22 protein-coding genes are annotated in these 24,087 nt (G+C 29.5%); 8 read left to right on the top strand and 14 right to left on the bottom strand.

Annotated features, from left to right (window positions below; genetic code table 11):
- Position 1 precedes the first annotated feature (1 nt).
- Complete coding sequence (locus BGS40_RS04175; RefSeq protein ID WP_002860397.1) at positions 2-364, bottom strand: RidA family protein; 363 nt, start codon at positions 362-364, stop codon at positions 2-4.
- Positions 365-531: 167 nt separating this feature from the next.
- Here BGS40_RS04175 and BGS40_RS04170 point away from each other — a divergent pair, with 167 nt between their 5' ends.
- The gene (locus tag BGS40_RS04170; RefSeq protein ID WP_032582320.1) at positions 532-1,188 is read left to right on the top strand and encodes a helix-turn-helix transcriptional regulator; all 657 of its coding nucleotides are present in this window, start codon (positions 532-534) and stop codon (positions 1,186-1,188) included.
- Here the strand turns inward: BGS40_RS04170 and BGS40_RS04165 are convergent, their stop codons facing one another.
- Together BGS40_RS04165 and BGS40_RS04160 are read right to left on the bottom strand one after the other, a co-directional pair.
- Positions 1,189-1,659, bottom strand: coding sequence for a Cj1386 family hemin-binding protein (locus BGS40_RS04165; RefSeq protein WP_002858381.1), 471 nt, complete (start codon positions 1,657-1,659; stop codon positions 1,189-1,191).
- A 56-nt stretch (positions 1,660-1,715) separates the two neighbouring features.
- Positions 1,716-3,140, bottom strand: a complete 1,425-nt coding sequence (locus BGS40_RS04160) for a catalase (RefSeq protein WP_052775852.1) — start codon at positions 3,138-3,140, stop codon at positions 1,716-1,718.
- Positions 3,141-3,310: 170 nt separating this feature from the next.
- Here BGS40_RS04160 and BGS40_RS04155 point away from each other — a divergent pair, with 170 nt between their 5' ends.
- From BGS40_RS04155 to fldA, 3 genes are read left to right on the top strand one after another with little or no spacing between them, the layout of a single operon-like run.
- Entirely contained in the window at positions 3,311-3,625 is a 315-nt protein-coding gene (locus BGS40_RS04155) for a DUF2325 domain-containing protein (protein ID WP_002855637.1), read from the top strand.
- A 2-nt stretch (positions 3,626-3,627) separates the two neighbouring features.
- Positions 3,628-4,323: a hypothetical protein gene (locus BGS40_RS04150; protein WP_052823887.1), complete on the top strand. Its 696-nt coding sequence runs from the start codon at positions 3,628-3,630 to the stop codon at positions 4,321-4,323.
- Entirely contained in the window at positions 4,323-4,814 is a 492-nt protein-coding gene (gene fldA / locus BGS40_RS04145) for a flavodoxin FldA (RefSeq protein WP_096738416.1), read from the top strand. Before BGS40_RS04150 ends, fldA begins: the two co-directional genes overlap by 1 nt.
- Positions 4,815-4,858: 44 nt before the next feature.
- On the opposite strand, the gene BGS40_RS04140 is transcribed toward fldA, so the two are convergent.
- From BGS40_RS04140 to selA, 4 genes are read right to left on the bottom strand one after another with little or no spacing between them, the layout of a single operon-like run.
- Positions 4,859-5,389 carry a hypothetical protein gene (locus BGS40_RS04140; protein ID WP_096738415.1) on the bottom strand — a complete coding sequence of 177 codons (531 nt, stop codon included), beginning with the start codon at positions 5,387-5,389 and terminating at the stop codon, positions 4,859-4,861.
- A 5-nt stretch (positions 5,390-5,394) separates the two neighbouring features.
- The gene (locus BGS40_RS04135; RefSeq protein ID WP_096738414.1) at positions 5,395-6,105 is read right to left on the bottom strand and encodes a thioredoxin fold domain-containing protein; all 711 of its coding nucleotides are present in this window, start codon (positions 6,103-6,105) and stop codon (positions 5,395-5,397) included.
- Between the two features lie 48 nt (positions 6,106-6,153).
- Positions 6,154-7,959: a selenocysteine-specific translation elongation factor gene (gene selB, locus BGS40_RS04130; protein ID WP_096738413.1), complete on the bottom strand. Its 1,806-nt coding sequence runs from the start codon at positions 7,957-7,959 to the stop codon at positions 6,154-6,156.
- Entirely contained in the window at positions 7,956-9,278 is a 1,323-nt protein-coding gene (gene selA, locus BGS40_RS04125) for an L-seryl-tRNA(Sec) selenium transferase (RefSeq protein ID WP_096738412.1), read from the bottom strand. Before selA ends, selB begins: the two co-directional genes overlap by 4 nt.
- A 77-nt stretch (positions 9,279-9,355) precedes the next feature.
- Between selA and BGS40_RS04120 the strand changes: the two genes are divergently transcribed.
- The gene (locus BGS40_RS04120) at positions 9,356-11,029 is read left to right on the top strand and encodes a 4Fe-4S dicluster domain-containing protein (protein WP_002877362.1); all 1,674 of its coding nucleotides are present in this window, start codon (positions 9,356-9,358) and stop codon (positions 11,027-11,029) included.
- A gap of 2 nt (positions 11,030-11,031) precedes the next feature.
- On the opposite strand, the gene BGS40_RS04115 is transcribed toward BGS40_RS04120, so the two are convergent.
- Positions 11,032-12,333: an MFS transporter gene (locus BGS40_RS04115; protein WP_096738411.1), complete on the bottom strand. Its 1,302-nt coding sequence runs from the start codon at positions 12,331-12,333 to the stop codon at positions 11,032-11,034.
- Positions 12,334-12,499: 166 nt separating this feature from the next.
- On the opposite strand from BGS40_RS04115, the gene rdgB reads away from it, so the two are divergent.
- Positions 12,500-13,102 (top strand): RdgB/HAM1 family non-canonical purine NTP pyrophosphatase, encoded by a 603-nt coding sequence (rdgB, locus tag BGS40_RS04110; RefSeq protein WP_052823881.1) that lies wholly within the window; start codon positions 12,500-12,502, stop codon positions 13,100-13,102.
- A 30-nt stretch (positions 13,103-13,132) separates the two neighbouring features.
- Here rdgB and BGS40_RS04105 read toward each other — a convergent pair whose 3' ends face one another.
- Genes BGS40_RS04105 through mqnE form a run of 6 tightly spaced genes read right to left on the bottom strand, consistent with a single transcriptional unit; the run spans position 13,133 to position 19,776 of the window.
- Complete coding sequence (locus tag BGS40_RS04105; RefSeq protein WP_096738410.1) at positions 13,133-15,604, bottom strand: efflux RND transporter permease subunit; 2,472 nt, start codon at positions 15,602-15,604, stop codon at positions 13,133-13,135.
- On the bottom strand, positions 15,604-16,173 hold the full coding sequence (locus BGS40_RS04100) for a Tgt2/MlaC family protein (RefSeq protein WP_096738409.1): 570 nt from the start codon (positions 16,171-16,173) through the stop codon (positions 15,604-15,606). Before BGS40_RS04100 ends, BGS40_RS04105 begins: the two co-directional genes overlap by 1 nt.
- A 9-nt stretch (positions 16,174-16,182) precedes the next feature.
- Positions 16,183-16,881 (bottom strand): MlaA family lipoprotein, encoded by a 699-nt coding sequence (locus BGS40_RS04095; RefSeq protein ID WP_096738408.1) that lies wholly within the window; start codon positions 16,879-16,881, stop codon positions 16,183-16,185.
- A 44-nt stretch (positions 16,882-16,925) separates the two neighbouring features.
- Positions 16,926-17,369 carry a phosphoribosyltransferase gene (locus BGS40_RS04090; RefSeq protein ID WP_002869565.1) on the bottom strand — a complete coding sequence of 148 codons (444 nt, stop codon included), beginning with the start codon at positions 17,367-17,369 and terminating at the stop codon, positions 16,926-16,928.
- 13 nt (positions 17,370-17,382) lie between these two features.
- Positions 17,383-18,702 carry an NCS2 family permease gene (locus BGS40_RS04085; RefSeq protein WP_002856518.1) on the bottom strand — a complete coding sequence of 440 codons (1,320 nt, stop codon included), beginning with the start codon at positions 18,700-18,702 and terminating at the stop codon, positions 17,383-17,385.
- Between the two features lie 9 nt (positions 18,703-18,711).
- Positions 18,712-19,776 (bottom strand): aminofutalosine synthase MqnE, encoded by a 1,065-nt coding sequence (gene mqnE, locus BGS40_RS04080; protein WP_096738407.1) that lies wholly within the window; start codon positions 19,774-19,776, stop codon positions 18,712-18,714.
- 142 nt (positions 19,777-19,918) lie between these two features.
- Here mqnE and BGS40_RS04075 point away from each other — a divergent pair, with 142 nt between their 5' ends.
- Both BGS40_RS04075 and glmS read left to right on the top strand, forming a co-directional pair.
- Positions 19,919-22,267: a nucleotidyltransferase gene (locus BGS40_RS04075; protein ID WP_096738406.1), complete on the top strand. Its 2,349-nt coding sequence runs from the start codon at positions 19,919-19,921 to the stop codon at positions 22,265-22,267.
- A gap of 4 nt (positions 22,268-22,271) precedes the next feature.
- Positions 22,272-24,068, top strand: a complete 1,797-nt coding sequence (glmS, locus tag BGS40_RS04070) for a glutamine--fructose-6-phosphate transaminase (isomerizing) (RefSeq protein ID WP_096738405.1) — start codon at positions 22,272-22,274, stop codon at positions 24,066-24,068.
- Positions 24,069-24,087 lie beyond the last annotated feature (19 nt).

The following is a 24,087-nucleotide window of genomic DNA, read 5'->3' as shown; positions in this document are numbered from 1 at the left end:
TTTATCCTTTTTGAGCGATGATCTCTATCTCTACTTTAGCTTTTTTTGGTAGATCTTTTACTGCAAAAGCGCTTCTTGCTGGATAAGGAGCTTTAAAAAATTCAGCATAAATTTCATTAAATGCTACAAAATCATTAATATCAGCTAAAAAGCAAGTGGTTTTAACCACTTTATCATAACTGATACCATTTTCTTCTAAGATAGCACCGATATTTTTCAAAGATTGTTTGGTTTGTTCTTTGATATCATGGCTTTCTATTTCGCCTGAATCAGGGTTGATAGGAAGTTGTCCTGATATAAATAAAAGTCCATTTACTTCTCTGTAAGCTGAGTATGGACCAATGGCCTTTGGATAGTTTGACATGAATTCTCCTTTGTTAAATATAGATTAAGCAGAATGCATTTTATCACTACAATAATAATTTGTCAATAGTTTATTATCATAATAATAAAATTTTATTTTTAAGAAATGTTTTAAAGTATAAAGAGTAGAATTTAATATTATATTAATTTTTTATTGAAGGCAGTTTTATGGATGAGGGACAAAAACAACAATTTATAAAGTTGACATATTTTTTAGGAGAAGTTTTAGGTGAGCAATATGAGATAGTTTTTCATGTAATTACTGAAGATGGGGCCTATATTGCAGCAATTGTTAACAGTCACATTAGTGGAAGAAGTTTAGATTCTCCCTTGACTGCTTTTGCAAGTGAGCTTATGCAAAATAAAAAATATTTAGAAAAAGATTTTTTATGTGATTATAAGGCTCTTGTTGGAAAATCAAAATTAATTAGAGGATCTACTTTTTTTATTAAAAATCATGACAAATTAGTAGGTATTTTGTGTATCAATCATGATACTAGCATTATGAGAGATTTAATATGCAAGATGATTGATTTAGAAAAAATTGGAGATATGGGTGATATTTTAGGAAATATTAGTTTTTCTCAAAATGATTCAAGTATAGAAACATTAAGTCACTCGATAGAGGATATTTTAGTTCAAAGCGTAGATTCTAGTTATTTAAATTCTGATTATCAATTAAGCATTACTCAAAAAGAAGAAATTGCTGAAAAGCTATATGAAAAAGGTATTTTTAATATAAAAGGGGCGGTTCCTATCGTAGCAAAATTTTTAAAAATTTCAGAACCTAGTGTCTATAGGTATCTGAAGAAATTTAAAAAATAACTAAAATTTTTTGATAAATTTTAGTATTTTTAGGCTTATTTTCTTTAAAAAATTATTTTTAGATTTTTTGAGTAAAAATTCTGCCACATCTTTGCGTCCAAACATAATAGCAAAAGTATAAGGTGTCATTCCTAAACCATTGTTTTCATCAATATTTGCTCCATATTTAACTAAAAGTTCACACATAGGTAAGTATCCTTTAAAACAAACTCCCGCTAATGGGGTTTGTCCACGATCGTTTTTTTCATCTACTTTTGCACCTTTTTCTAAAAGCATTTTAGCGCTTTCATAAGAATTATTATAAGCTGCAAGCATAAGCAAGCTATCGCCTTTATGAGTTTTTAAATTTACATTTAAACCTGCTTCTATCATGATTTTAAGATTTTCACATTCATTATTTCTTGCAAAATTAAAAGCCATTTTGCAAAGCTCTTCAAATCTTTTTTCTTCTTCTAAACTAAGAGTTGTCATTGTTTTTCCTTAATTATTATAATCTTTAGTTTGCCACCAAAAGTGGCAAGTAAAAATTATTTTTCTAAAGCTTTTTTAATTCCTTTTGCATAATCAGGTGAAATTTTTTCAAAATGTTCTAAAGCTCTAGTGATAATTTTTTCATCAACTCCTTCCATAGAAGCGGCGATATTATGAAAAAGTTGAGTTTTTTGGTCATCATTCATAAGATTAAATAAAGCTCTTGGTTGAGTATAAAAGTCATTATCTAGTGGAGCATATCTTTGTGCTATGCCTTCTAAGACTAAATCAGGTTCAAGATAGCTTTTGTCTTCTTTTGGGCTGTTATCATAGCTGTTTGGTTCATAATAAGCTGCATCATTTTTATAACTATCAAAATTCATAGCACCAGCGACATTGTAAGTATTCACTTCGCTTTTTGCACGATTTACTGGTAAAAGATGGTAATTAGTTCCTATTCTATATCTTTGTGCATCAGGATATGAAAAAATTCTAGCTTGCAACATTTTATCAGGGCTAAAGCCAATTCCAGGAACGATATTGCTTGGACTAAAGGCAGCTTGTTCAACTTCATTGAAATAATTTTGAGGATTTTTGTTTAGAATCATTTCGCCTATATCCATCAAAGGTACAAGACTATGAGGCCAAATTTTTGTTAAATCAAAAGGATTAAATCCAAGTTTTTCTATATCTTTTTCAGCAAGAATTTGAACTTGAACTTTCCATTTTGGAAAATCTTTATTTTCTATAGCATTATAGAGATCTCTTTGATGACTTTCTCTATCTTTTGCTATAAGCTCGGCAGCTTCTTGGTTGGTAAGATTTTTAATCCCTTGTTGGGTTTTAAAATGGAATTTCACCCAAAATCTTTCATTTTTATCATTAATAAAACTATAAGTATGGCTTCCAAATCCATGCATATGACGATAACTTGCAGGAATTCCTCTATCGCTCATAAGAATGGTTACTTGATGTAAACTTTCAGGACATAAACTCCAAAAATCCCAAGCAGCATTATTACTTCTTAGATGAGTTCTTGGATCTCTTTTTTGAGTATGGATGAAATCAGGAAATTTATACGCATCACGGATAAAAAAAGTTGGAGTATTATTTCCTACTAAATCCCAATTTCCTTCTTTGGTGTAAAATTTAATGGCAAATCCACGTACATCACGCTCAGCATCTGCTGCACCTGCTTCACCTGCAACAGTAGAAAAGCGTAGGAAAAGAGGAGTTATTTCTCCTTTTTGAAATATTTTTGCCTTAGTATAAGCAGATAAATCAGCGGTGATTTTTATTTCTCCATAAGCCCCACTTCCCTTGGCATGAACGGTTCTTTCTGGAATTCTTTCTCTATTTTGATGAGCAAGTTTTTCAAGCAAAAGGTAATCTTGCATAAGCAAAGGTCCTTTTGCGCCTGCACTTAATGAATTTTGGTTATCGGCTATAATGTTTCCAAAATCGTTAGTTAATTTTTTCATTGTTTTCTCCTAAATAATAAATTTTATCAATTAGTAAATTATATCTATTAAAAATTAAAATTAACTGAATAATTGCATTTTATTGATAATAAATTTCAAAATAAATTTAGTTTTTTTATATTATAATAATAATTATCAAAATATATTTTAAAAATCACAAAGGAGAATTTATGTCAGTTTTGGTTATTGGTGCAGATGAAATCACTCCTATTAGAGCTGTTTTACATGATTTAGGTGCTAAAAAAATAGAACACTGGGATGCGCGTAATGAAAATAGAGTTAACCGCAAGCCGATTCCTTGTGATACAGAATGTATAGTAATGTTAACAAGCTTTTTAAATCATAATACTATGAAAAAAATCAAAAATGAAGCTAAAAAGCGTAAAATTCCATTAGTTTGTGCAAAAAGAAGTGTAAGTTGTGTGTATTGTGAATATTGTAAAATTTTTAATCTTAATAAAGAATTTTCTTGCTATAAAGGTTAAAGATGTTATTTGGATTTGATGATAAGCGAGAATTTATACCGCAAATTTATCATTATTTAAACAATCAAGAGCTTATGTTGACTTTTTTAACTCAATATAATGCGAGCGTTGATAGCGATCTAAAAATTCCTCTTTTATATGCAAAAAACACCAAGAGTTTAAAAATGATATTTGAAAATTTTTTACATGATATAATGCATGTTTCATTTGGTAAGATTCAAAATATAAATATCAAGCTTAATGCATACGCTTTTTGCTTTCAAAAAAGAAAAAGCTTGATTTTTAATACTAAAATATCTAAGAATGTCGATTTTTTAAGACTTTTAAGAATTTATCTTTATGGCATTTGTTTTGATGCGCAAATTTTATTTAGCTCTTATGTTTATGATAAGGTTTCTTTTCAAAATAATGGAAAAAATATAGATCAAGATGGTGATCTTATTATAATAGATAAGAAATTTGCAATTTTACCACTTTGCAAAGAGATTAATACACATAATTTAAAAATTGAAAATGAAATTCATGGATTATTGAATTTAATAAAAGAAAACAATTTTGAAAAATTTTATATTGTTTGTCCGCGTAACAAAAATTTCACACATTTTATTGAAATAAAACATTTTTTGTGTGATTTAAACAAAACTATGTTAAAATTAGTTCCGTATAAAATATCAAATCAAATTATAAGGAGAAAATAATGTCAGTAGCAGTAATCTATGGTAGTGCTATGGGAAATACAGAAGGAGCGGCTAATACAATTGCTTCAAAACTTGGAATTAGCGATGTTTTTAATATCTCAGATATTGATGCAGCTAAAATGAATTCTTACGATAAATTAATTTGTGGAACTTCAACTTGGGGAAGTGGTGATTTACAAGATGATTGGGATAGTTTTGATTTTTCAGGGCTTAGTCTCGGTGGAAAAACTGTAGCTGTATTTGGTATGGGTGATAGTGAAAGTTATTCTGATACTTTTTGTGGTGGCATGGGTAAATTAGCTCAAAATTTAAAAGATGCAGGCGCAAATTTGGTAGGAGAAGTTTCAACTGATGGTTATACATTTGAAGCAAGTGATGCGGTTGTAGATGGTAAATTTGTTGGACTTGCTCTTGACAATGATAATCAAGAGGATCAAACTGAATCAAGAATTGATGCTTGGATAGAACAAATCAAACCTTATTTTGCTTAATAATTCTTAAAATCAAGAGTTTTTATACTCTTGATTGTCTTTTCTTAAAAATAAAAAAAACTCACTATTTGATTTATAATTTTATTTTCTAAAGATAATTGACAGCGTTCTTTATTTCCAAGATAAGCTGTTCTAGTAAGAAGACTTGTTTTTTGAGAATTGTGATTTTTAGAGTTGATTTGTAAATTAACTTGCATAGTATAGTAGTTTTCTACCATCCATTCTCCATCACTTTCCAAAGGATCAAAATCATAAAAAAATCTTGCTGAAGTTGTGATTTTTTGGGCATAAGAATGCTTTTTCATATCTATAAGATTGATTAAAATTTCATAATCTGCATTCTCTTTTACTTCTTTTAAGCCTAAATTTTTAAGTTTTAAAGCCAAATCTCTATCCAAAGTAGTTCGAAGTTGACTAGGATTTTGAAAGGAAATTTTAAAACTTTGTTGTTTTTGTGATCTGATAAAAATGCCTTCATTACTTGTTTGAATAAAGCTTTGCATGAAAGTTGCATTGGTGCAAGCACTCATAAAGAGTGCTATAAAAAAGCTTACAATTAAAGTAATTTTAGACATTAGATTTATTTAATAATAGTTGGAGTAGCACTAAGACCTAATGAGCGATATTTTTCATATAAAGAAAAAACTTCTTTTAATTCTGCATCGCTTACTTTTGGATAATTTTTGATATTTGCATCATAGTATTTGTTTAAAATTGCGATTTTTTCTTTGTCATTTTTTGCTTTTTTTGCTTCTTTGTAGATTAGAGCGGATTTTTCAAAGGCAGATTTTCCATGTACTGGAGTTAAAATATAATTAACTTGATAGTTTTTAAGTTCATTATCAATTTGAGCTAAATGTTCTCTACAATATGGGCATTCAGGATCTGAAAAAACATAAATTGCGGGTTTATTTTTATCTCCTAAAGCTATTACCATGGTTTCTTTTTGTGCTACAGCTTTAGCATTTTTTGTAAAATTTTCTCTTGCTTCTTGAAATTTTTTCATTTCATATTCTTGAGCATAAGAAATTCCCGTTTTCAAGTCGATAAGATCAGGGGTAATAAGACTATCTTTTGTAAAAAGAATGTTTTCTTGTTTTTGTCCATTTAATTCAACGCTTACAATAACACTTTCAAAACCCGTATTACCAACATTTTGACGATTTGATACACTAACGGTAGCATTTGGAAATTGTGCTTTAATGCTTTTTGAATAAAAATCACTAATTTCTGAATTACTTGCAGCAAACAAAGATGCTGAACAGGCAAGAATTAAACTTAATTTTTTCATAGTTTATAAATCCTTTAAATAAATTATGTTTAATTCTATAATGATTTTCTAAATGTTTGTTAAAAATCTTTTTTCAGCTTCTTTGCTTACTTGAGGAAATTTGTCTAAGTATTCTAAATAAGCAATAGCATATTTTCTTGAAAGATTAAAATATTCTTTCATACTTTGCACATCAAGACTTTGATTTTTTAATAAATTTAAACATTCTTGCATAAGTTTTTCAAGAGCTTGTTTTTCTATAAAAAGATTGTGTGAAAGTCTTACAACTAAGCCTTTTTGGGTAAGTTTTTTGAGTATATTATCTCCGCTTTTTCTATCAAGTTCTAAAAAATCATAAAGATTATAAGGAGCTTCGGGTTTAATACCTTGTTTTTTTAAAATTTCATACATTTGGTTATTGTTTTTTTCTTGAAGTTTTTCAAAATCTATGCCTTTTTTAAAATAAATTCCATTTTGAAAATCCAATAAATTTGACATCTCTTTAAGCCCGAGTTCGCAAAAATTTTCACTTGCCCAAGTAATCCTTAAAGCTAAAGAATGTGCTGAAAGCATGGCATAAGGATTTTTTTCAAGTATGAATTTGATGAAATTTTTAATTTCTTCTAGACTTTGTAAATGATATACATTAAGATTTTTTTCATCAACAAATACTTGATTTAATTCTTTTGCTAATTTCAATGCTTTTTGATGAGAAAGTTTAAATCTCTGATAACTTGAAAGCAAGCCAAAGCCGTATTTGTGTGCGTCTTTTAAGAAAGAAAAAGCCGCTTTAAAATCTTTATTTTTCAAAAACATTAAAAATTTATTTTTTTGTTCTTTTTTTAAAGGTTCGCTTAAAGGATTTAAAACCTTACCACCGCCTATAACACGATTGTTTTGTAATAAAATAAAAGCCTCATCAAAACTTAAAAATACATTTTTATCAAAACTAAAATGTACAAAAAATTCATCATTTTCTAGTTTTTTTAATATATTTATTTTGCATTCTATTTGTCTTGAACCCACGCAAAAAATCATTTTGCTATTTTGTAAATTTTTTGCTTTAACTAACGCATCGCATTCTTTAAAGGCTTTAAAATAACCTTTTTTACTTAGTAAATAACCTTTTTTTAACTCTTTATAATCACAATTTAAACTTAAAGCCACACGGTTACAAGCTTTGATTTGCTCTAAATTAGTATCGTGGTTTTGTATATTTGTAACAATGAGTTCTTTTTGAGTGTCTAAACAGATAATTTTTTCATTTAAAGTGATACTTCCTTCATTCAGGCTACCTGTAACGACAGTTCCTATACCTTTTAGAGAAAAAACTCTATCGATATAATAATGAAAAATCAGTTCTTCATCATTTTCTTTGTTTTCTATGGTATAAAGATAATTTTTTAATTCTTCTATGCCTTGATTATTTTTTATACTGGTATGAAATACTTTTAAAATGGGATAATCTAAATTTTTTAACTCTTCTAAAATTTCTACACTTTTTTGCTCTATGTTTTCGCAAAGATCGCATTTGCTAAGTACTAAAATGATATTTTTAATATCAAGAATTTTTAAAATTTCTAAATGTTCTAAACTTTGTTCTTTTAAACCCTCGTTAATATCTACGACAAATAAACAAACACTAAAGCCAAAAGCTCCACTTACCATAGTTTTAACCAAATCTTTATGTCCTGGAACATCGATAAAAGAAATGTTTTTATCTTTTAATTTAAGATTTGAAAAACTTAAATTAATGGTGATTTGTCTTTCTTGTTCTTCTTTTAAACTATCACCTTCAAAACCATTTAAAGCTTTAATGAGTGAAGTTTTTCCATGATCAATATGTCCTGCGGTTCCTATAATAACAGATTTCATAAGTTTTCCATTTGATTGATTGTAAGAATAAGTTTTTGAAGTTCATTTTCTCGTATAGTTCTAAAATCAAGAACAAATTCATCATTTTCAATGCGTCCTATGATATTTTCTTTTCTAAATCGAGTTTGTAGTTTTAAAGCATCTCCTTGAAAAGTTAGTATATAAGTATCTAAACTTTTATCAGGCATAGAACCTCCTCCTACTAAACTTTTGCTTTTTTTGAGTCGGGTTTGAAATTTTAATTCTTTTTGCACTCTTAAAGCTTTTTCTTCTATAAAGGATAAGTCATCATTTAAAAGTTTTAAGGTAATAATTTTTTCATAATCTTTTTGTAAATAAGCTTTTAAGCTTTCATTTAAAAAAGATAGGGTTAATTTATCCACTCTTAGCATTCTTAAAAGTTGATTTTGTTTAAGTTTTTCTATGAGTTCTTTTTTTCCAAGTATAATGCCTGCTTGCACGCTGCCAAAAAGTTTATCTCCACTAAAACTTAAAATATCACATTCTTGTACGAGTTTTTTGATTTTAGGTTCATTTTTAATCAGCTTTTCATTTAAATTTTCACACCAGCCAGAACCTAGATCATAATAACTCAAAAGCCCTTTTTCTTTTGCTAGTTCATGTAGATCTTTTATATTTACTTCACTATGAAAACCCATAAGAGCGAAATTAGACTTGTGGGTTTTTAAAATTAGAGCGGTATTTTCACTGATAGCTTGTTTATAGTCTTTTAAGTGTGTTTTGTTACTAGTTCCAACTTCGCAAAGCTTTACACCTGCAGCTTTTATCACTTCAGGCACACGAAAACTTCCGCCAATTTCTACAAGTTCTCCTCTTGAGCTTATGACTTCTTTATCATAACAAAGAGAATTAAGTACTAAAAAAACTGCCGCAGCGTTGTTATTGACCACTAAAGCATCTTCGCATTCAAAAAGCATTTTAAGTTTTTCCAACACCAAAGCATAGCGAGAGCCTCTTTTTCCATTTTCTAAATCAAACTCTACATTAGAATAATTACAAATGATATCTTTACACGCTTTATAAAGTTCTTCATGGATTACACTTCTGCCAAGGTTTGTGTGTATAACCACTCCGCTTGCATTAATTACACTTTGTAAATCTTTGCGGTAAAAAGTTTTGATTTCTTTTTTGATTTCTAAAAGTAGTTTATCTTTAGAAATTTCATCTTGGGAAAAATTTTCTTTTAGTTTTGCGACAACTTTTTTACAAAAAAATGCTTTGATATAAAAAGGATAGGATTTTAAACTCTCATCTTCAATAAGAGTGTTAATTTGTGGAAAAGTTCTAAATTTGTTCATCTTAAGCCTTAAGAAAATATTTGGTTATTTTAACATAGAATTTATAAAATGATGTTTTAAAGAGATTAAGGAAGACAATGCAAGATTTTGTTTATATAAAAAATGATGTTTTAATCCCTTTGCCTGATGCTATTGAAATTTTAGATCAGATAAATGATAAAGAAGTATTAATTTGCAATGATAAAAATCAAAAAGCACAAATTTATGCCCCTGAGATTAATTTTTATCTTAAAAATTCTCAAGATGAAATTTTAGAGCAAAGTAAAAATGTTTTAACGCTTTATGAAGCAAGAGCTAGTGTTTATGATTTAGGGCTTGATTTAGAACAAAGCAAAGAAGTGCAAAATCGTTTGATTTTAGTAGATAGCGATACTCAAACCGTAGAGTTTTTAAAAGAACATGGATTTAAGGTTATTGCTTTAAGCAGTGCAGAAATTTTAGCTGTTTTTGGAAGTGTAGGGGAGCTTTGTGCTGTGGTTAAAAATCAAGGCGAAGAAGTGGAAATAGATTTTGATTTTTTACTTTTTAAAGCTGAAGATTTAAGCGTTGTGCGTAAAGATTTTACGAGACAAAGCGGATGTTATAATCTTTTAAATTTTGAAAATCTTGAAGTATTGCTTGAGTTTTTGCAAAGCAAAAGTCCAAAATATCATTATAAAACTTATATTAGCTATAATGCTAGCGTGTGTCAATACCACGAAAGACGCAGTGAGCATTGTGCAAAATGTGCTGAAATTTGTCCTACTGTGGCGATTTTAAAAGATGATGAAAATAAACATTTGGAATTTTCTCAAGTGGATTGTTTGGGTTGTGGAGGATGTATTAGCGTGTGTCCTAGCGGATCGCTTGATTATGCTCCTATGCCAAGAGAAAGTTTTTTTATCCTTTGCGAGTTTTATAAAGATAAAAAAATTTTAATCATTCCCAAAAAAATGTCTTTAGAAAATTTAAACATTGCTTTACCAAAAGATGTTTTACCCTTTATGATAGAGGGTGAAAAATGGCTTTCTTCTATGCATTTTTTAACGCTTTTGCAAAATAGTGGAGCAAATTTAGTTTTTTATACGGATTTTGTATCTCGTGGTAGCAATGAAGCCATTACACTTTTAAATACTTTTTTTGAGAGAAAATTTCAAAAAAAAGCTATTTTTGTTGCTAAAGATGAAAAAGAATTGCAAAATGTTTTAAAAGAGCAAGAATTTATACAAGATTTAAAATATGATTTTCATAACAACACCTTAACTACAAGAGAAAATTTTGCCAAAAGAATGCAAGAAATGATAAAAAATGAAGATTTTGGCAGTATAGAAAGTGGCGAATGGTTGCGTTATGGTAAGGTAGAAATCAATCCTAACACCTGTACGCTTTGTCTTTCTTGTGTGGGTGCCTGTAATGTAGGAGCTTTAATCGCTGATAAACAAGAAAATGCTTTGAAATTTAATGCCTCTCTTTGTACGACTTGTGGGTATTGTGAGTTAAGTTGTGCTGAAAAAGATACTTTAAAATTACTTCGTAGTGGAATGGAGTTTAGAGCTTCTTATTTTGAATATCAAACCATGGCAAAAGATGAACTTTTTGCCTGTATAGAATGTGGTAAAGAATTTGCCACAAAAAAAGCTGTAGAAAAAATAGCCAATTTAATGAAACCTAAATTTGGTAATGATGAAAATAAAATCAAAACGCTTTATTGCTGTGCAGATTGCAAGGCAAAAGTGATGATAAAAGCAATGGGTTTTGCGAGGCAAAATTAGATTTAGATCTTAATTTTGCCTTCTAATTCTTCTTTATTTGTAAGTTTGCTATCAAATTTAACAACAAGATTTTTAGAGTTTTTATAAATATCTACAACCCCTAAATTTTCACTAAAAGTACCGAAATTTAAAGGCGTTTCTAAAGGTAGATAAAGGTTTTTAAAATCAGCTGGATTTTTTAAGAAAAATAATGCCACAAGCCAAATTAGAGCTAAAACCACTAAAATAATAGCTAAAAGATTTAAGGCATCTAGATGTAAAAATATTCCTCCGATAATACCACCTATAAAACTTCCACCATATCCAAAAGCATTAAACAACCCTAATGCCGCACCTTTTTCATGAACTTTACAAAATTTTGATGCACAACTTTGCATAATAGGCTCATGTAAATTAAAACCTATAAAAAAAATCACAACTGCTATGATAAAAAAACCTATAGAATTACTAAAAGTAAAAAAAAGATAAGAAAGTATAAAAAAAACAATTCCTAAGAGTAAAATTTGTTTAGCTAAACCTCTTTTTTCGCCTAAACTTCCAGCAAAGCCCATAGCGATAAAACCTGCTACCATAGAAGCACTATAAACAATCCAAAGTTTATCAGAAGCAAAGCCTAAATGTTTTACTAGAATGATAGGAATACTTAAAAATGCTATACTCATAAGCATTTTTTGCATGAAATTAGTAAGATTCATAAGGGCTAAATTTTTTTGTTTAATAAGATGAAAAAAAGGAGTTTTTTCATTTTCATGAGTGATTTTATTTTCTTTAGGTACAACAGTATAAAGTAAAATTATACATAAAAGAGATAAAGCTGCACTAAGATCAAAAAGGCTAGATAAACCCCATTTTGCACTCATTAAAGGAGAGATTACCATAGAAGCTGCAAAACTAAGTCCTATAAAAGAACCCATTACCGCCATGGCTTTACCACGATTTTCTTCTGTGATAAAATCACTTATCATTGCTGTAGCTACTGCTCCAATGGCCCCTGCACCTTGGAGCATTCTTCCTAAAAGCATGATGTAGATATTTTCCGCAAAAGAGCAGATTAAAGAGCCTATTATAAAAATAATCAGTCCAATGAGCATGGTTTTTTTACGACCAATTTTATCACTTAAAATCCCAAAAGGCATTTGTAAAATCATTTGGGTTAAGGCATAAACACCAACTAAAAGTCCCACTAAAAATTCATTAGCGCCTTCAAGTTTTAAAGCATAAAGACTTAAAACTGGCAAAACTATAAAAAGCCCAAAAAATCTTGTTCCAACTATGAAAGATAAGGGTAAGACATTGTTTAGCATTATCAATTTCCTATTAAATTTGAAATTTAAATTAGGATAATTTTACTATGAAATGGATTAAGCATTGATTAACATCGTTTTATCATTTGATATTTAAAAGCTACGCACAAGGATAAATTTTATAAAATCATATTTTTGTTTTTGATATTATTTTGGAGCTTTTGTTATGAAGATTATCCTAGCTACGAGCAATAAGCATAAAGTTTTAGAACTTAAAGAAATTTTAAAAGATTTTGAAATTTATGCTTTTGATGAAGTTTTAACACCTTTTGAGATTGAAGAAAATGGAAAAACTTTTAAAGAAAACGCCTTGATTAAAGCAAGAGCGGTTTTTAATGCTTTAGATGAAAAGCAAAAAAAAGATTTTATCGCCTTAAGTGATGATAGTGGCATTTGTGTAGATGTTTTAGAAGGAAATCCAGGAATTTATTCTGCTCGATTTAGCGGTAAGGGTGATGATAAAAGTAACCGTGATAAACTTGTCAATGAAATGATAAAAAAAGGTTGTAATCAAAGCAGGGCACATTATGTTGCTGCTATTGCTATGGTGGGTTTGATGGGGGAATTTAGCACACATGGAACCATGCATGGAAAAGTAATAGATACAGAAAAAGGTGAAAATGGTTTTGGTTATGATAGCCTTTTTATTCCAAAGGGTTTTGATAAAACCTTAGCCCAGCTTAGCGTGGATGAGAAGAATAACATCTCTCATCGTTTTAAAGCCTTAGAGCTTGCAAAAATCATTTTAAAGATTTTAAACAAAGGATAAAAATGAAAAATTTTTTAAAATATATAGCTATTATTGTTTTAATATATGCTCTTTATGTTGGTTTGGAAACTTGGTTTTCTTAGAATAAATAGTGATTAAAAAGCTTGGCAACAAGAACAAACTTCCACTTAAAAGCAAAATCATTACAAAAACGGTTAAAATTCCAAAATAAATTGTTGGAATAAAATTGCTACTCATCATAACACTAAAACCCAAAACTATGCTAATAGTAGTATAATAAAGTGCCGAACCTATACTAAGGTGAGAAATCATAATGGCATCTTCTAGGCTTTTGTTTTTAATTTCTTCTCTAAAACGATAAATATAATGTATAGCATCATCAACGCCTATACCTATAGCAATAGCAGCTATAGTGATACTCATCATATCCAAAGGAATACCTAAAAGTCCCATAAGAGCAAAAACCACACTTAAAGGAATAACATTTACTAATATAGCCGCAACTGAAAATTTTAAATCCCTAAAAACAATGATAAAAAGTATGAAAATAGCTAAAATTACAAATATAAGAGTATCAAATTGCGATGAAAAAAGACTTTGGAGCATATTATTATAAAGTACCATTATACCTGTGATTTGAACTTCTACTCCATCATTTTTTACAAGCTCGTTGAGCTGTTTTTTAAGATCTATTAAAAATTCATTACGTCTTAAATTCGGATCAGAATCAACAATACGCATACTAAATCTTAACTCGTTATTCTCTATACTTACAAAAGGTGAAAGCAAGTCTTGTTTAAATTTAGCAGGTAAATTCTCATTTAAAAACGCAAGAGCAAAATCATCTAACTCTTTTCCATCGTTGATATTTTTCCCTAGGGTTAAAAGACTATTAAGACTTAAAACCGAGCCTACAAATTCTTTATTTTCTAAAAATTCATGAACTTTTTTTGCAATGCGTGTTTTTTTAGAGTCAAACCAATAAGTTTCTTGTGTGGCTAAATTTTCAAATTCGCTTTCAAAACTATCAAGAGTATTGCTTGTATTTTGATCGTTTTTATTATTTGGAAAACGAATGATGACTTCTAAAGGCAAGGTTCCACCTAGGTTTTTATCAATAACCAAAAGTCCTTTTTTGATTTCACTGCGATCTTTGAAATAATTGACAAAAGAATTTTCAACTCTGAGTTTTGAAATGCCTATTAAAGCTAAGATTATAGCAAGAACTGAAATTCCATAAATCATGTGACGCTTTTTAGAATCAAGAGCGGTTTTAGCACAAAAGGCTAAAAGATTAAATTTAAACTCTTTTTTATGATAGTTTTTTGGTTTTAAAAGAACTAAGATACTTGCTAAAAATAAATAACTAAAGATAAGAGCTAAACCTATACCTATACTCATCATAATACCAAGTTTTATGATAGGTTCGATATTTGAAAGCATTAAAGAAAAAAATCCTATCATCGTTGTAACAATGGCATAAAGGCTAGGATTTGCTTTGGCTAGTAAGGTTTCAAGTACTATGCGCTCAACTTTAGCTTTGGGATGATTTTGGGTACTTTCGATAAAATGCGTGATCAAATGAACAACTACACTTAAGGTGATAATTAAAACCAAAGCAATGTAATTTGATGAAATAACTGTGATTTGAAAATTTAAAAGTGCAAAAACTCCACTAGCTGCACTTAAGCTTATAAAACAAATAAAAAGAGGTAAAAAAACAAAGCGCCATGAACGGAAAAAATAATAAAGTGCAAGTCCTAGTAAAAATACAAGAGAAACACCATAGAGCACAAGATCAGATTTTATATAAGCTATCATATCATCAGCGATCATGCTTACGCCACCAAGGTAGAGCGTATCTTTATTTTTTTCATAATTTCGAACTATGCTTTTAATAGTATCTAGACTTTGTTTCGTGATAACTTTTTGCTTGTCTTGATGTTTTTTTATAGCAAGACGAATTTGATCTTTTTCTTTTTCATCGGTAGCAAGATCGCGTTTTTCTACAAGATCATTATAAACTGTATCAGGCTTTAAGTAAATAATAAGCCCTGTTACTTTTCCATCTTTTGAGATGATATTATTTTTATAAAAGGGACTATTTAAAATTTCATTTCGGGCTTTTGTGCGGTTTATATCTTGGCTTTCTATGTTTGGGATATTTTTTAACAGTTCTTTTAAATCCGTATTTTGTGAACTTTGAAGCAAAGGGGCATTGATGATGCTAAAAACGCGCTCTACTAAAGGGGCCTTTTCTAATTCTTCATGAAGTTTTTTTAATTTGGCTAAATTTTCATTTGAAAAAGGTTTTTCATCATAGGGTTTGAAGGCTAAAAGTAAAAAATTATCACTTTTATAATGTTTTGAAATTTCTCTAAAAGTTTTTAAATCTGCATCATCTTCTAAAAGTAAACTTTCAGCACTTGCATCTACGCTAAGCTTAAAAGCAAAAAAGCTTAAAAACAGGCATATAAACAAGGTTCCAAAAAAAGTACTTTTTGGACGAGAAATAAAAAACTTTAAAAGCTTTGCAAACATTATTCTATGACAATACTCTCAAGTTTTTGAAGTAGGGCATCAAAGCCTTGGTTGGATAAAATATCTCCAAATTGTGATCTATAAGTTTGTACTATACTCACACCTAAAACATCTACATCATAAACAAGCCAGTTGTTATTATCATTGTAAAATTTGAAAATGATATTTTTTTCTTCCCCATCTACTACCATAGAAGTGGTTAAAAAATAGCGTTTTTCATTTTTTAACTCACCATTTTTGACCTTTAAAACCTGATCTTTATAAAGACTGAGTTTATCGGTAAAACTTTTTTTAAGACTTGCTTCAAAGGCTGTGGTAAATTTTTTTTGTTCTTTTGGATTTAATTTAGAATAATTTTTCGAAAGACTGAGTTTTGCCATGAGTTTATAATCTATTATGCTATCAAAAAGTTTAAAAATTCCATCAGCAGCTTGTTTTTTGTCTTCTTTGCTATCTTGTAAAAGTTTTAAGCTTGCATCAATGTTTTTTTGCATAGTACTAGAAATTTCATCTAGCTGTAAGGCAAAAGCATTAAAAAATAAAGCCAAGATTAAAAATATTTTTTTCATTATTTTCCTTTATTTGCTAAGTTCATTGCGTCTTTGCTCGTAAGCATCACGCAAGAATGGATATAAATTAGGCGTGTTGTGATAAATTTCATCAATTTCATCAAGTCTAAAACTAAGTTCATTACCAAATCCATAAGCACTTATAGCTATACTTGCCCAAGTAGGATCAATGTAAGCAGTAAAACTTGCATACCAAGTTGCAGGTAAAGCAAGAGTATCTCTAAGATTACTAGGGCCGAGTATAGGTAAGACAATATGAAAACCGCTTCCTACACCCCAGTGAGCCAAAACGGTTCCTAAGTCCGCGGGATGTTTTTTAAGACCCATTTTTGATGCCACATCCATAAGTCCACCAAAGCCCATAATGGTATTGGCGGTAAATCTTTTAAATTCTTCTCCCGCTTCTTCAAATTTAAACTGTAAAATATTGCCTACAAAACGCAAAGGAGCAAGTAAATTATCAAAGAAATTTCTTACCCCTAATCTTATAAATTCAGGAGTGATAGTGTTATAGCCTTTAAGAATGGGACGCAAACCATAATCATACAAAGCCACATTAAAACTTGTCATAGCTTTGTTATATCCTGAAAGTGGATCGTTTACTTGATAGTTTTGGTATTCTTGTTCGAAATCATCTAAATTTTGTTCTTTAGCAAAAGCAAAAATAGCAAAAAAAATTAAAATAAAAGATATAAATTTTATTCTCAAGCAAAAACTCCTAAAAATTATAAAAGTAAAATTATAGCAAATTTTTAATCAAGGTTTATATCCCAGTAAAAATCCACCCATTCAGTAGCTTCTTTTACTTTAAAATCAGGCTCTAAAAGAGCGGTTTTTTTGTAAAAAATGGTTGTAATCTTAAGTTCTATATGAGGAAATTTTTCAAGCAAAACTTTTTTTATTTCTGCTAAACTTTCTCCACTATCTACTATATCATCAATGAGTAGAATTTTTTTGTGCTTGCTTAAATCAGGAATGTTAAAAATTTCAATAGTATCAAGTTTTTTCGTATTATCGTAATGAATTGAGTTTAAAGCAAAAAGTTGACGCGTTTTTAAAGCCACTGCTAAAGAGTGTCCTAAACTCATCCCCCCTCTTGCTATAGCTAAAAGTGCATCAGGGTTAAAATCTTTTTTAATTTCTTTAGCAAGAATTTTTACATCTTCTTTAAATTCTTCATAGGAGTAAAATATCATTATATATCCTTATTTATTGTAGTGCCATAAGTAAAAAATTACCCAAAGATAATAAACTTAAAACTATAATGCCAAGATTGATTTTATCCCATTCGCGTTTAAAAATTCGTACAAGTAAATAAGAAAGAAAACCAAAAGCAAAACCTGTGGTGATGGAGTAAGTAAAAGGCATCATGATAATAGTAAAAAAGCTTGCTACAGCTATAGCACTATCTTTAAAATCTATATTTTTAACTTCCATAAACATTAAAATTCCAACCATTACAAGTACGGGGTATATTGCGTTTGCAGGAATGGCTTTAAAAAGTGGCAGTAAAAAAAGTGTAAAAGCAAAACAAATAGCTACAACTAAAGCTGTAAGCCCAGTTCTTCCTCCGCTTTCAACCCCTGTAGTGCTTTCAACAAAGGCTGTAACTGTAGAAGTGCCTGTCATAGCTCCTAAGGCTGATCCTGTTGCATCTGCCATTAAGGTTTTGCTTAGTTTTTTTTCTCCATTTTTGGGATCATCAAAAATCTTTCCTCTTTCACCCACACCTGTGATAGTTCCTATGCTATCAAAAAGTTGAGTGATAAAAAAAGTAAGAATTATAGGTATCATAGTAATATTTAAGGCACTTTTGATATCAAGTTGTAAAAAGATGGCTCCTAAACCATTTTCCATGCTAAAATTTGGCCAAGAAAAGATTTGCACAGGAAAACTTGCATTGTCTAAATGGAAAATCCAAGCAATAATAGAGCTTGCTAATACCCCCAAAATAAAAGCTCCGCGAAGTTTTATAGCCCAAAAAAAGATGATTAAAGCTAGAGTGAAAATTCCAAAAAGCACATGAGGACTTTTGAAATTTCCTATGCTGACTAAGGTATCTTTATTATGCATTATCACACCCATTTGACTTAAGCCTAAAAATGCAATAAAACAACCTATGCCCGCACAAATTGCAAGGCGTAAATCTTTTGGGATATTGCGGATTACCCAAAGGCGAAAATGCGTAAAAGAAAGTATGAGAAAAATAATACTTGAAATAAAAACAGCTCCTAAGGCACTTTGCCAAGCTATGTTTTGACCTAAACAAACCGCAAAGGTAAAATAAGCATTTAAACCCATTCCTACACTCATAGCTACAGGAGTATTGGCAAAAAAAGCATTAAAAGCACTTGCAACTATGGTAATTAAAGCTGTTGCGGTGATTAAAGCTTCTATAGGCATTCCTGTATTTCCTACTATGCTAGAATTTACGGGGATAATGTAAACCATAGCTAAAAAAGTAGTAAGTCCTGCTATAACTTCGGTTTTAAAACTCGTATTGTTTTCTTTGAGTTTAAAAAAGCTCATTTTTTCTCCTTAGTAGGTTTTTAGCTCGTTGTATAAACTATCGCGTTCTACAGGAATAAGATTTGAAGTTTTTATCATATCGATAAAAGTTTTTAAACTTGTGCCTTTGGCGGACTTTGCACCACCTGCACTTTGTATACTTTCTTTTTCTATAGTGCCGTCTAAATCATTAGCTCCAAATTCTTGTGCTACCATGGCTAAATTTAAAGTCATTGTTGCCCAGTAAGCTTTGATATTTGTGATATTATCAAGCACTAAACGAGAAATGGCAATGGTTTTTAAAATTTCTTCACTATCCATGATTTTATCAGTTTGTATAAAGCTATTATCCCTTTGCCAAACTAGAGGGATAAAAGCATTAAATCCACCGGTTTGATCTTGAAGATCGCGCAGTCTTAACATATGATCGATCCTGTGATGTCTTTCTTCTATATGTCCAAAAAGCATGGTAGCATTACTTTGCTTGCTTTTTTCATGCCAAAGTTTATGAATTTTAAGCCAATTTTCACTGCTAACTTTTCCATGACAAATTTTCTTACGCACTTCTTCATCAAAAATTTCAGCTCCACCACCTGGCATGGAATCAACGCCGTATTCAAGCATTTTTTCTATCACTTCTTCATAACTCATTTTAAAACGACGATGTAAAAAATCAATTTCAGCAGCAGTCATAGCTTTTACATGAAGATTAGGATATTTTTCTTTTATCATTTTAAAAATTTCTAAATACCATTGCCAAGTTGTATCTTTGTTGTGAGCTGAAACGATATGCACTTCTTTGGTTTCTCGTTTTACAGTTTCATCGACGATTTTCATGATTTCTTCATGAGTCATCAAATAAGGATTAGGATTTTTTCGGTGCGCTGAAAAGGCGCAAAATTTACAGGTATCTGCACAGATATTAGTTGGGTTGATATGGCGATTGATATTAAAATAGACTTTTTTTCCATGAAGTTTAGTGCGTTTTTTGTGAGCGTATTTGCCTAAGGTAAAAAGATCTAGATCCCAAAGTGCATTGGCTTCTTCTTGGTTTAATCTTTCTTCATTTTCTAGTTTGGTGATTAAATTTTTCATTTTAATTTTACTCTTTTACTGTTTTTAAATAAAGCATTATAATTTTTGCTTACTGAAAAAGAGTTTATAGAAAAAGCCAAAATAAAAGATATTTTTGTTAAGATTATTATTAAAATATTAAAATTTAAAGAGAGTAGAAATTTTGTTAAATAAAGAATTAGAAATTTTTAAAAAAAATCTTAGTTCCTATACTCAAAGTTGTAGAAAATTTTTTCTTAAGCAAGGGGCGTTTAGTTTATATCATTCTAAAAATATGGATAATTTCATAAAAAAAGCTTATGATATAGTTCTTAAAGATTATTTTGATGATTTTTCACCTCCAAGTGATAATATCCCTTTTTGTGTTTTAGCAAGCAAAGCATATGCAAATAATAGTCTTTGTTTTAATGAAAGTATTTCTTTGATTTTTGTTTATAAAGATATTAAGGCTTTTCATTTAAAACCTATGATTAAGGCTTTTATCGAAATTTTAAATGATGCGCATTTGCAAATTGATTCGGTTATCTTAGAATTTAATGGACTTTATAATGCTAGCAATGAGCTTAAGACTTCTATAATACAAACTCGTTTCATATGTGGTTCTAGGATTTTATTTAAAGGGATTAAGATAAAATTTGAGAGTATTATAAAAGAAAATAAAAATGATTTTGCCAAGCTTTTGCTAGAAAATTTTAAAGAATTTGACATTCCATTTATAAAGCAAGAATTTAATATCTTAAAAGATTTTGGCGGATTAAATCATTTAAGATCCTTAGAGAGTTTGCTTGTTCTTTTTAAGACTTCTCCAAAAAATTATGCTTTAAATTTTATAGATGAAAAAAATTTAAGCGAGTTACGTTTAGCTGGAGATTTTTTACTTTCTTTAAAATCAGCGATGAATTTATTAAGTGCTAAAGATGAGGATGAATTTTTACTTATTAATGTTCATGATTTGAGTGAATTAATGTATAAAAAAGCTAAAAAACATTTTGGAGCAAATGAGTTGTTGGTTCAAAAGGCTTTGCAAAGTATGCATACTATAGGTTTTTATACACACTTTTTAGCAAAGCAAATTCAAGATGGATTAAATCATACTCTTAAACAAGAATATAAATTTAAAACTCTTGTGGAAGTTTTAGAATACTTATTAAAACTTGAAGATAAACATGTTATTTTCGATCTTAACTTGGTTTTTGCCCTAAGAAGATTGAAATACGGTAAAAAAGATATAGAAAAAGCTTTAATATTTTTTGAGAAAATTTTTTATAAAAGGCATAGTTTTTGTGTTTTAAAACTTTTGCTTGATAGTGGAATTTTAAAAGATTTATGTAAGCCTTTTTGGACAGTTCGTTTTTTAAGCGATGAAGAAGGAAATTATAGTTTTGATGAGCAAGTTTTTCTTATGTTAAGTGAATTTGAAAAATATGAAGATGAGCTTGAGATACTCCAAAAACTTAAAACCGATGAAAAAATGATTTTAAAGCTTGTGATACTTTTAAGCGCTATAGAAAGTGAAAATGAAATTTCTTTAGCAGGCATATATAGAGCGTATTGCTCTAAATTTGATTTAAAGAATGAAATTTTAGAATGGGGTCTTAAGATATTTAAAAATAATAATGCCTTAAAAGATCTTGTAGAAAAAGAAGATATTTACAATCCTATTGTTGTAAGTAGCTTGGTTTCTAAGCTAGAAAATTTAGAAAATTTAGAGCTTTTATATACTTTAACTTGGCTAAAGGCTAAGGCTTTAAATTATAATGCTTTTTATTTTAGAGTTCTTGATAAACTTTTAGAAAATGCGAAACAAGGTTTTGAAGATGAAAATCTACTTGAAGAAAGCGCAAGAAGAGTAAAAAAAGAATTAACACTTAAAAGAAGTAAGATTTTTTTAGAGCAAGATGAAATTTTGCAAGATAAAATCATACATATCAAATCAAATCTTTTTATTATAAAAAATACTTTTGAAGATATTGTTATGATTTCTAAATTAGCCAAAGAAAATGATTTTAAATTTTGGTTTAGTAATGAAACAAATCTTAGTTTGCAAATTGTTGCACCACTTCATTTTAATATTGCCATTATTTTAAGTTCTTTAACAAATTTAAATCTTATTTTCATGAACTTTTTTGAACTTTTTGATAATAAAATTTATTTAAGATTTGAATATGATAATATTATCAGTGATGAGCAAAAACTAAAACTTTGCGAGCTTTTAAATTCAAATCTTTCTGGTTTTAATTTGAAAAAAATTAAAAAGCCAATCATTAAAAAAGATGAGTTAAAATTAGACTTAAACTATTCTAAAATGTATGCCAAATTAGGTCTTAATACCAAAGATCAGCAGGGTTTAATGGCGTATTTGATGAATGTTTTTAATGAACTTGAACTTGTTTTATGTGCAGCAAAAATTCAAACCATAAGACAAAGGACGCGTAATATTTTTATTTTTCAAAAGAATGAAAAATTAGAACATAGCGAGCAAAAGTTAGTTAATTTATTAATAAGTGAGTAACAAAATGTGTGGAATCGTAGGCTATATAGGAAATAATGAAAAAAAACAAATTATACTAAATGGACTTAAAGAATTAGAATATCGTGGCTATGATAGTGCGGGTATGGCAGTGATGCAAGAAGGAGAGCTTAGTTTTTTTAAAGCTGTAGGAAAGCTTGAAAATTTGGCGAATAAATGCACGGATTTTGAAAGTCAAGGTTATGGTTTTGCTATAGGTCATACAAGATGGGCAACTCATGGTAAGCCTACTGAAATCAACGCACATCCTCATTTAGGACAGTATTCTTGTGTGATTCACAATGGTATTATAGAAAATTATAAAGAAATCAAAGACAAACTTGAAAAAGAAGGCGTGAGTTTTTTAAGTCAAACCGATACAGAAGTTATTGTCCAGCTTTTTGAATTTTATGCAAGAAATTTGGGAGTTTTTGAAGCTTGGCAAAAAACCATCAAAGAACTTCGCGGTGCTTTTGCTACTTTGTTAGTAACAAAAAAAGATCCCAAACATGTGTATTTTGCAAAAAATGCTGCTCCTTTGATTATCGGTAAAAATGCAAATAAAGAATGGTATTTTTCTTCAGGTGATGCGCCTTTGATAGGAAGTTGTGATGAGGTAATGTATCTTGAAGATTTAAGCTTGGGATACGCGAGTAAAGATGAGCTTGTTGTTTATGAAAATGATGTTTTAAAGTCACTTTGTTTTTCTAAGCTTTCAGGCGATAAGGCTTATGCAAAAAAAGATGGCTTTCGCTTTTTTATGGAAAAAGAAATTTATGAACAAAGTCGCGTGATGAGTGAAGTTTTAATGGGGCGTACTCAAGGTGATGAAGTCGTTTTTGATGAGTTAAACAATGAAGATTTAAGTCAAGTAGATGAAATCACGCTTTGTGCTTGTGGAACAAGCTATCATGCTGCAATGGCAAGTGCTTATTTGTTTGAAAGAATTGCTAAAGTTAAAGCTAAAGTAGAAATTGCAAGTGAATTTCGATACCGTGAAGCAATTATAAAAAAAGATTCTTTATTTATTGTTATTTCTCAAAGTGGAGAAACAGCAGACACTTTAGAGGCTTTAAAGATTGCAAAAGAGCAGGGTGCTAAGACCTTTGCAATTTGTAATGTGGATAATTCTAATATAGTGCGTTTAGCACATCTAAGTCTTTTAACTCGTGCGGGCATAGAAAAAGGAGTTGCTTCAACTAAAGCTTTTGCGACTCAAGTTTTAACCCTTTGGATGCTTGCTATTTTTATGGCCCAAAAAAGAAATTTAAATGTTTCTGCTGAAATTAAAGCGCTTTTACATACTCCAAATTGTGTAAATGTAAAACAAGCTTTACATGAAAAAATTCATCGTTTATCCAAGCGTTATTTAGATGGACATGGCTTTTTCTTTATAGGCAGAGATGTGTTTTATCCTTTGGCCTTAGAAGGAGCTTTGAAACTTAAAGAATTATCTTATCTTCATGCTGAGGGTTATCCTGCAGGAGAGATGAAACATGGCCCTATTGCTTTGGCTGATTCTAAGCTTTATACTATAGCTTTAATGCCAAAGCACATGCTTTATGAAAAAACAAAATCAAATGTTGAAGAGCTTATTGCTAGGGATTCTACAGTACTTAGCATTTCACCTTTAGAATTTGATTTAAGTGATGATTTTATAAAAACCAATGAGCAAGATCATTATATGTGTGAATTTTTTGAAATGATGGTCATTACTCAACTTTTGGCGATGGAAATTTCCATAAGACTTGGCAATGATGTGGATATGCCAAGAAATTTGGCTAAAAGCGTAACAGTCGAATAATCCGTGCAGTTTAAATAAA

Source organism: Campylobacter sp. 107, from assembly GCF_002383835.1.
GTDB classification, from domain to species: Bacteria; Campylobacterota; Campylobacteria; order Campylobacterales; family Campylobacteraceae; genus Campylobacter_D; species Campylobacter_D jejuni.
This window is presented reverse-complemented; position numbering and strand designations above follow the sequence as displayed.

Excerpts from the sequence above, each read along its gene's own strand:
- BGS40_RS04175 (WP_002860397.1), bottom strand. The coding sequence starts at position 364 with ATGTCAAACTATCCAAAGGCCATTGGTCCATACTCAGCTTACAGAGAA.
- BGS40_RS04170 (WP_032582320.1), top strand. The coding sequence starts at position 532 with ATGGATGAGGGACAAAAACAACAATTTATAAAGTTGACATATTTTTTA.
- BGS40_RS04165 (WP_002858381.1), bottom strand. The coding sequence starts at position 1,659 with ATGACAACTCTTAGTTTAGAAGAAGAAAAAAGATTTGAAGAGCTTTGC.
- BGS40_RS04160 (WP_052775852.1), bottom strand. The coding sequence starts at position 3,140 with ATGAAAAAATTAACTAACGATTTTGGAAACATTATAGCCGATAACCAA.
- BGS40_RS04155 (WP_002855637.1), top strand. The coding sequence starts at position 3,311 with ATGTCAGTTTTGGTTATTGGTGCAGATGAAATCACTCCTATTAGAGCT.
- BGS40_RS04150 (WP_052823887.1), top strand. The coding sequence starts at position 3,628 with ATGTTATTTGGATTTGATGATAAGCGAGAATTTATACCGCAAATTTAT.
- fldA (WP_096738416.1), top strand. The coding sequence starts at position 4,323 with ATGTCAGTAGCAGTAATCTATGGTAGTGCTATGGGAAATACAGAAGGA.
- BGS40_RS04140 (WP_096738415.1), bottom strand. The coding sequence starts at position 5,389 with ATGTCTAAAATTACTTTAATTGTAAGCTTTTTTATAGCACTCTTTATG.
- BGS40_RS04135 (WP_096738414.1), bottom strand. The coding sequence starts at position 6,105 with ATGAAAAAATTAAGTTTAATTCTTGCCTGTTCAGCATCTTTGTTTGCT.
- selB (WP_096738413.1), bottom strand. The coding sequence starts at position 7,959 with ATGAAATCTGTTATTATAGGAACCGCAGGACATATTGATCATGGAAAA.
- selA (WP_096738412.1), bottom strand. The coding sequence starts at position 9,278 with ATGAACAAATTTAGAACTTTTCCACAAATTAACACTCTTATTGAAGAT.
- BGS40_RS04120 (WP_002877362.1), top strand. The coding sequence starts at position 9,356 with ATGCAAGATTTTGTTTATATAAAAAATGATGTTTTAATCCCTTTGCCT.
- BGS40_RS04115 (WP_096738411.1), bottom strand. The coding sequence starts at position 12,333 with ATGCTAAACAATGTCTTACCCTTATCTTTCATAGTTGGAACAAGATTT.
- rdgB (WP_052823881.1), top strand. The coding sequence starts at position 12,500 with ATGAAGATTATCCTAGCTACGAGCAATAAGCATAAAGTTTTAGAACTT.
- BGS40_RS04105 (WP_096738410.1), bottom strand. The coding sequence starts at position 15,604 with ATGTTTGCAAAGCTTTTAAAGTTTTTTATTTCTCGTCCAAAAAGTACT.
- BGS40_RS04100 (WP_096738409.1), bottom strand. The coding sequence starts at position 16,173 with ATGAAAAAAATATTTTTAATCTTGGCTTTATTTTTTAATGCTTTTGCC.
- BGS40_RS04090 (WP_002869565.1), bottom strand. The coding sequence starts at position 17,369 with ATGATATTTTACTCCTATGAAGAATTTAAAGAAGATGTAAAAATTCTT.
- BGS40_RS04085 (WP_002856518.1), bottom strand. The coding sequence starts at position 18,702 with ATGAGCTTTTTTAAACTCAAAGAAAACAATACGAGTTTTAAAACCGAA.
- mqnE (WP_096738407.1), bottom strand. The coding sequence starts at position 19,776 with ATGAAAAATTTAATCACCAAACTAGAAAATGAAGAAAGATTAAACCAA.
- glmS (WP_096738405.1), top strand. The coding sequence starts at position 22,272 with ATGTGTGGAATCGTAGGCTATATAGGAAATAATGAAAAAAAACAAATT.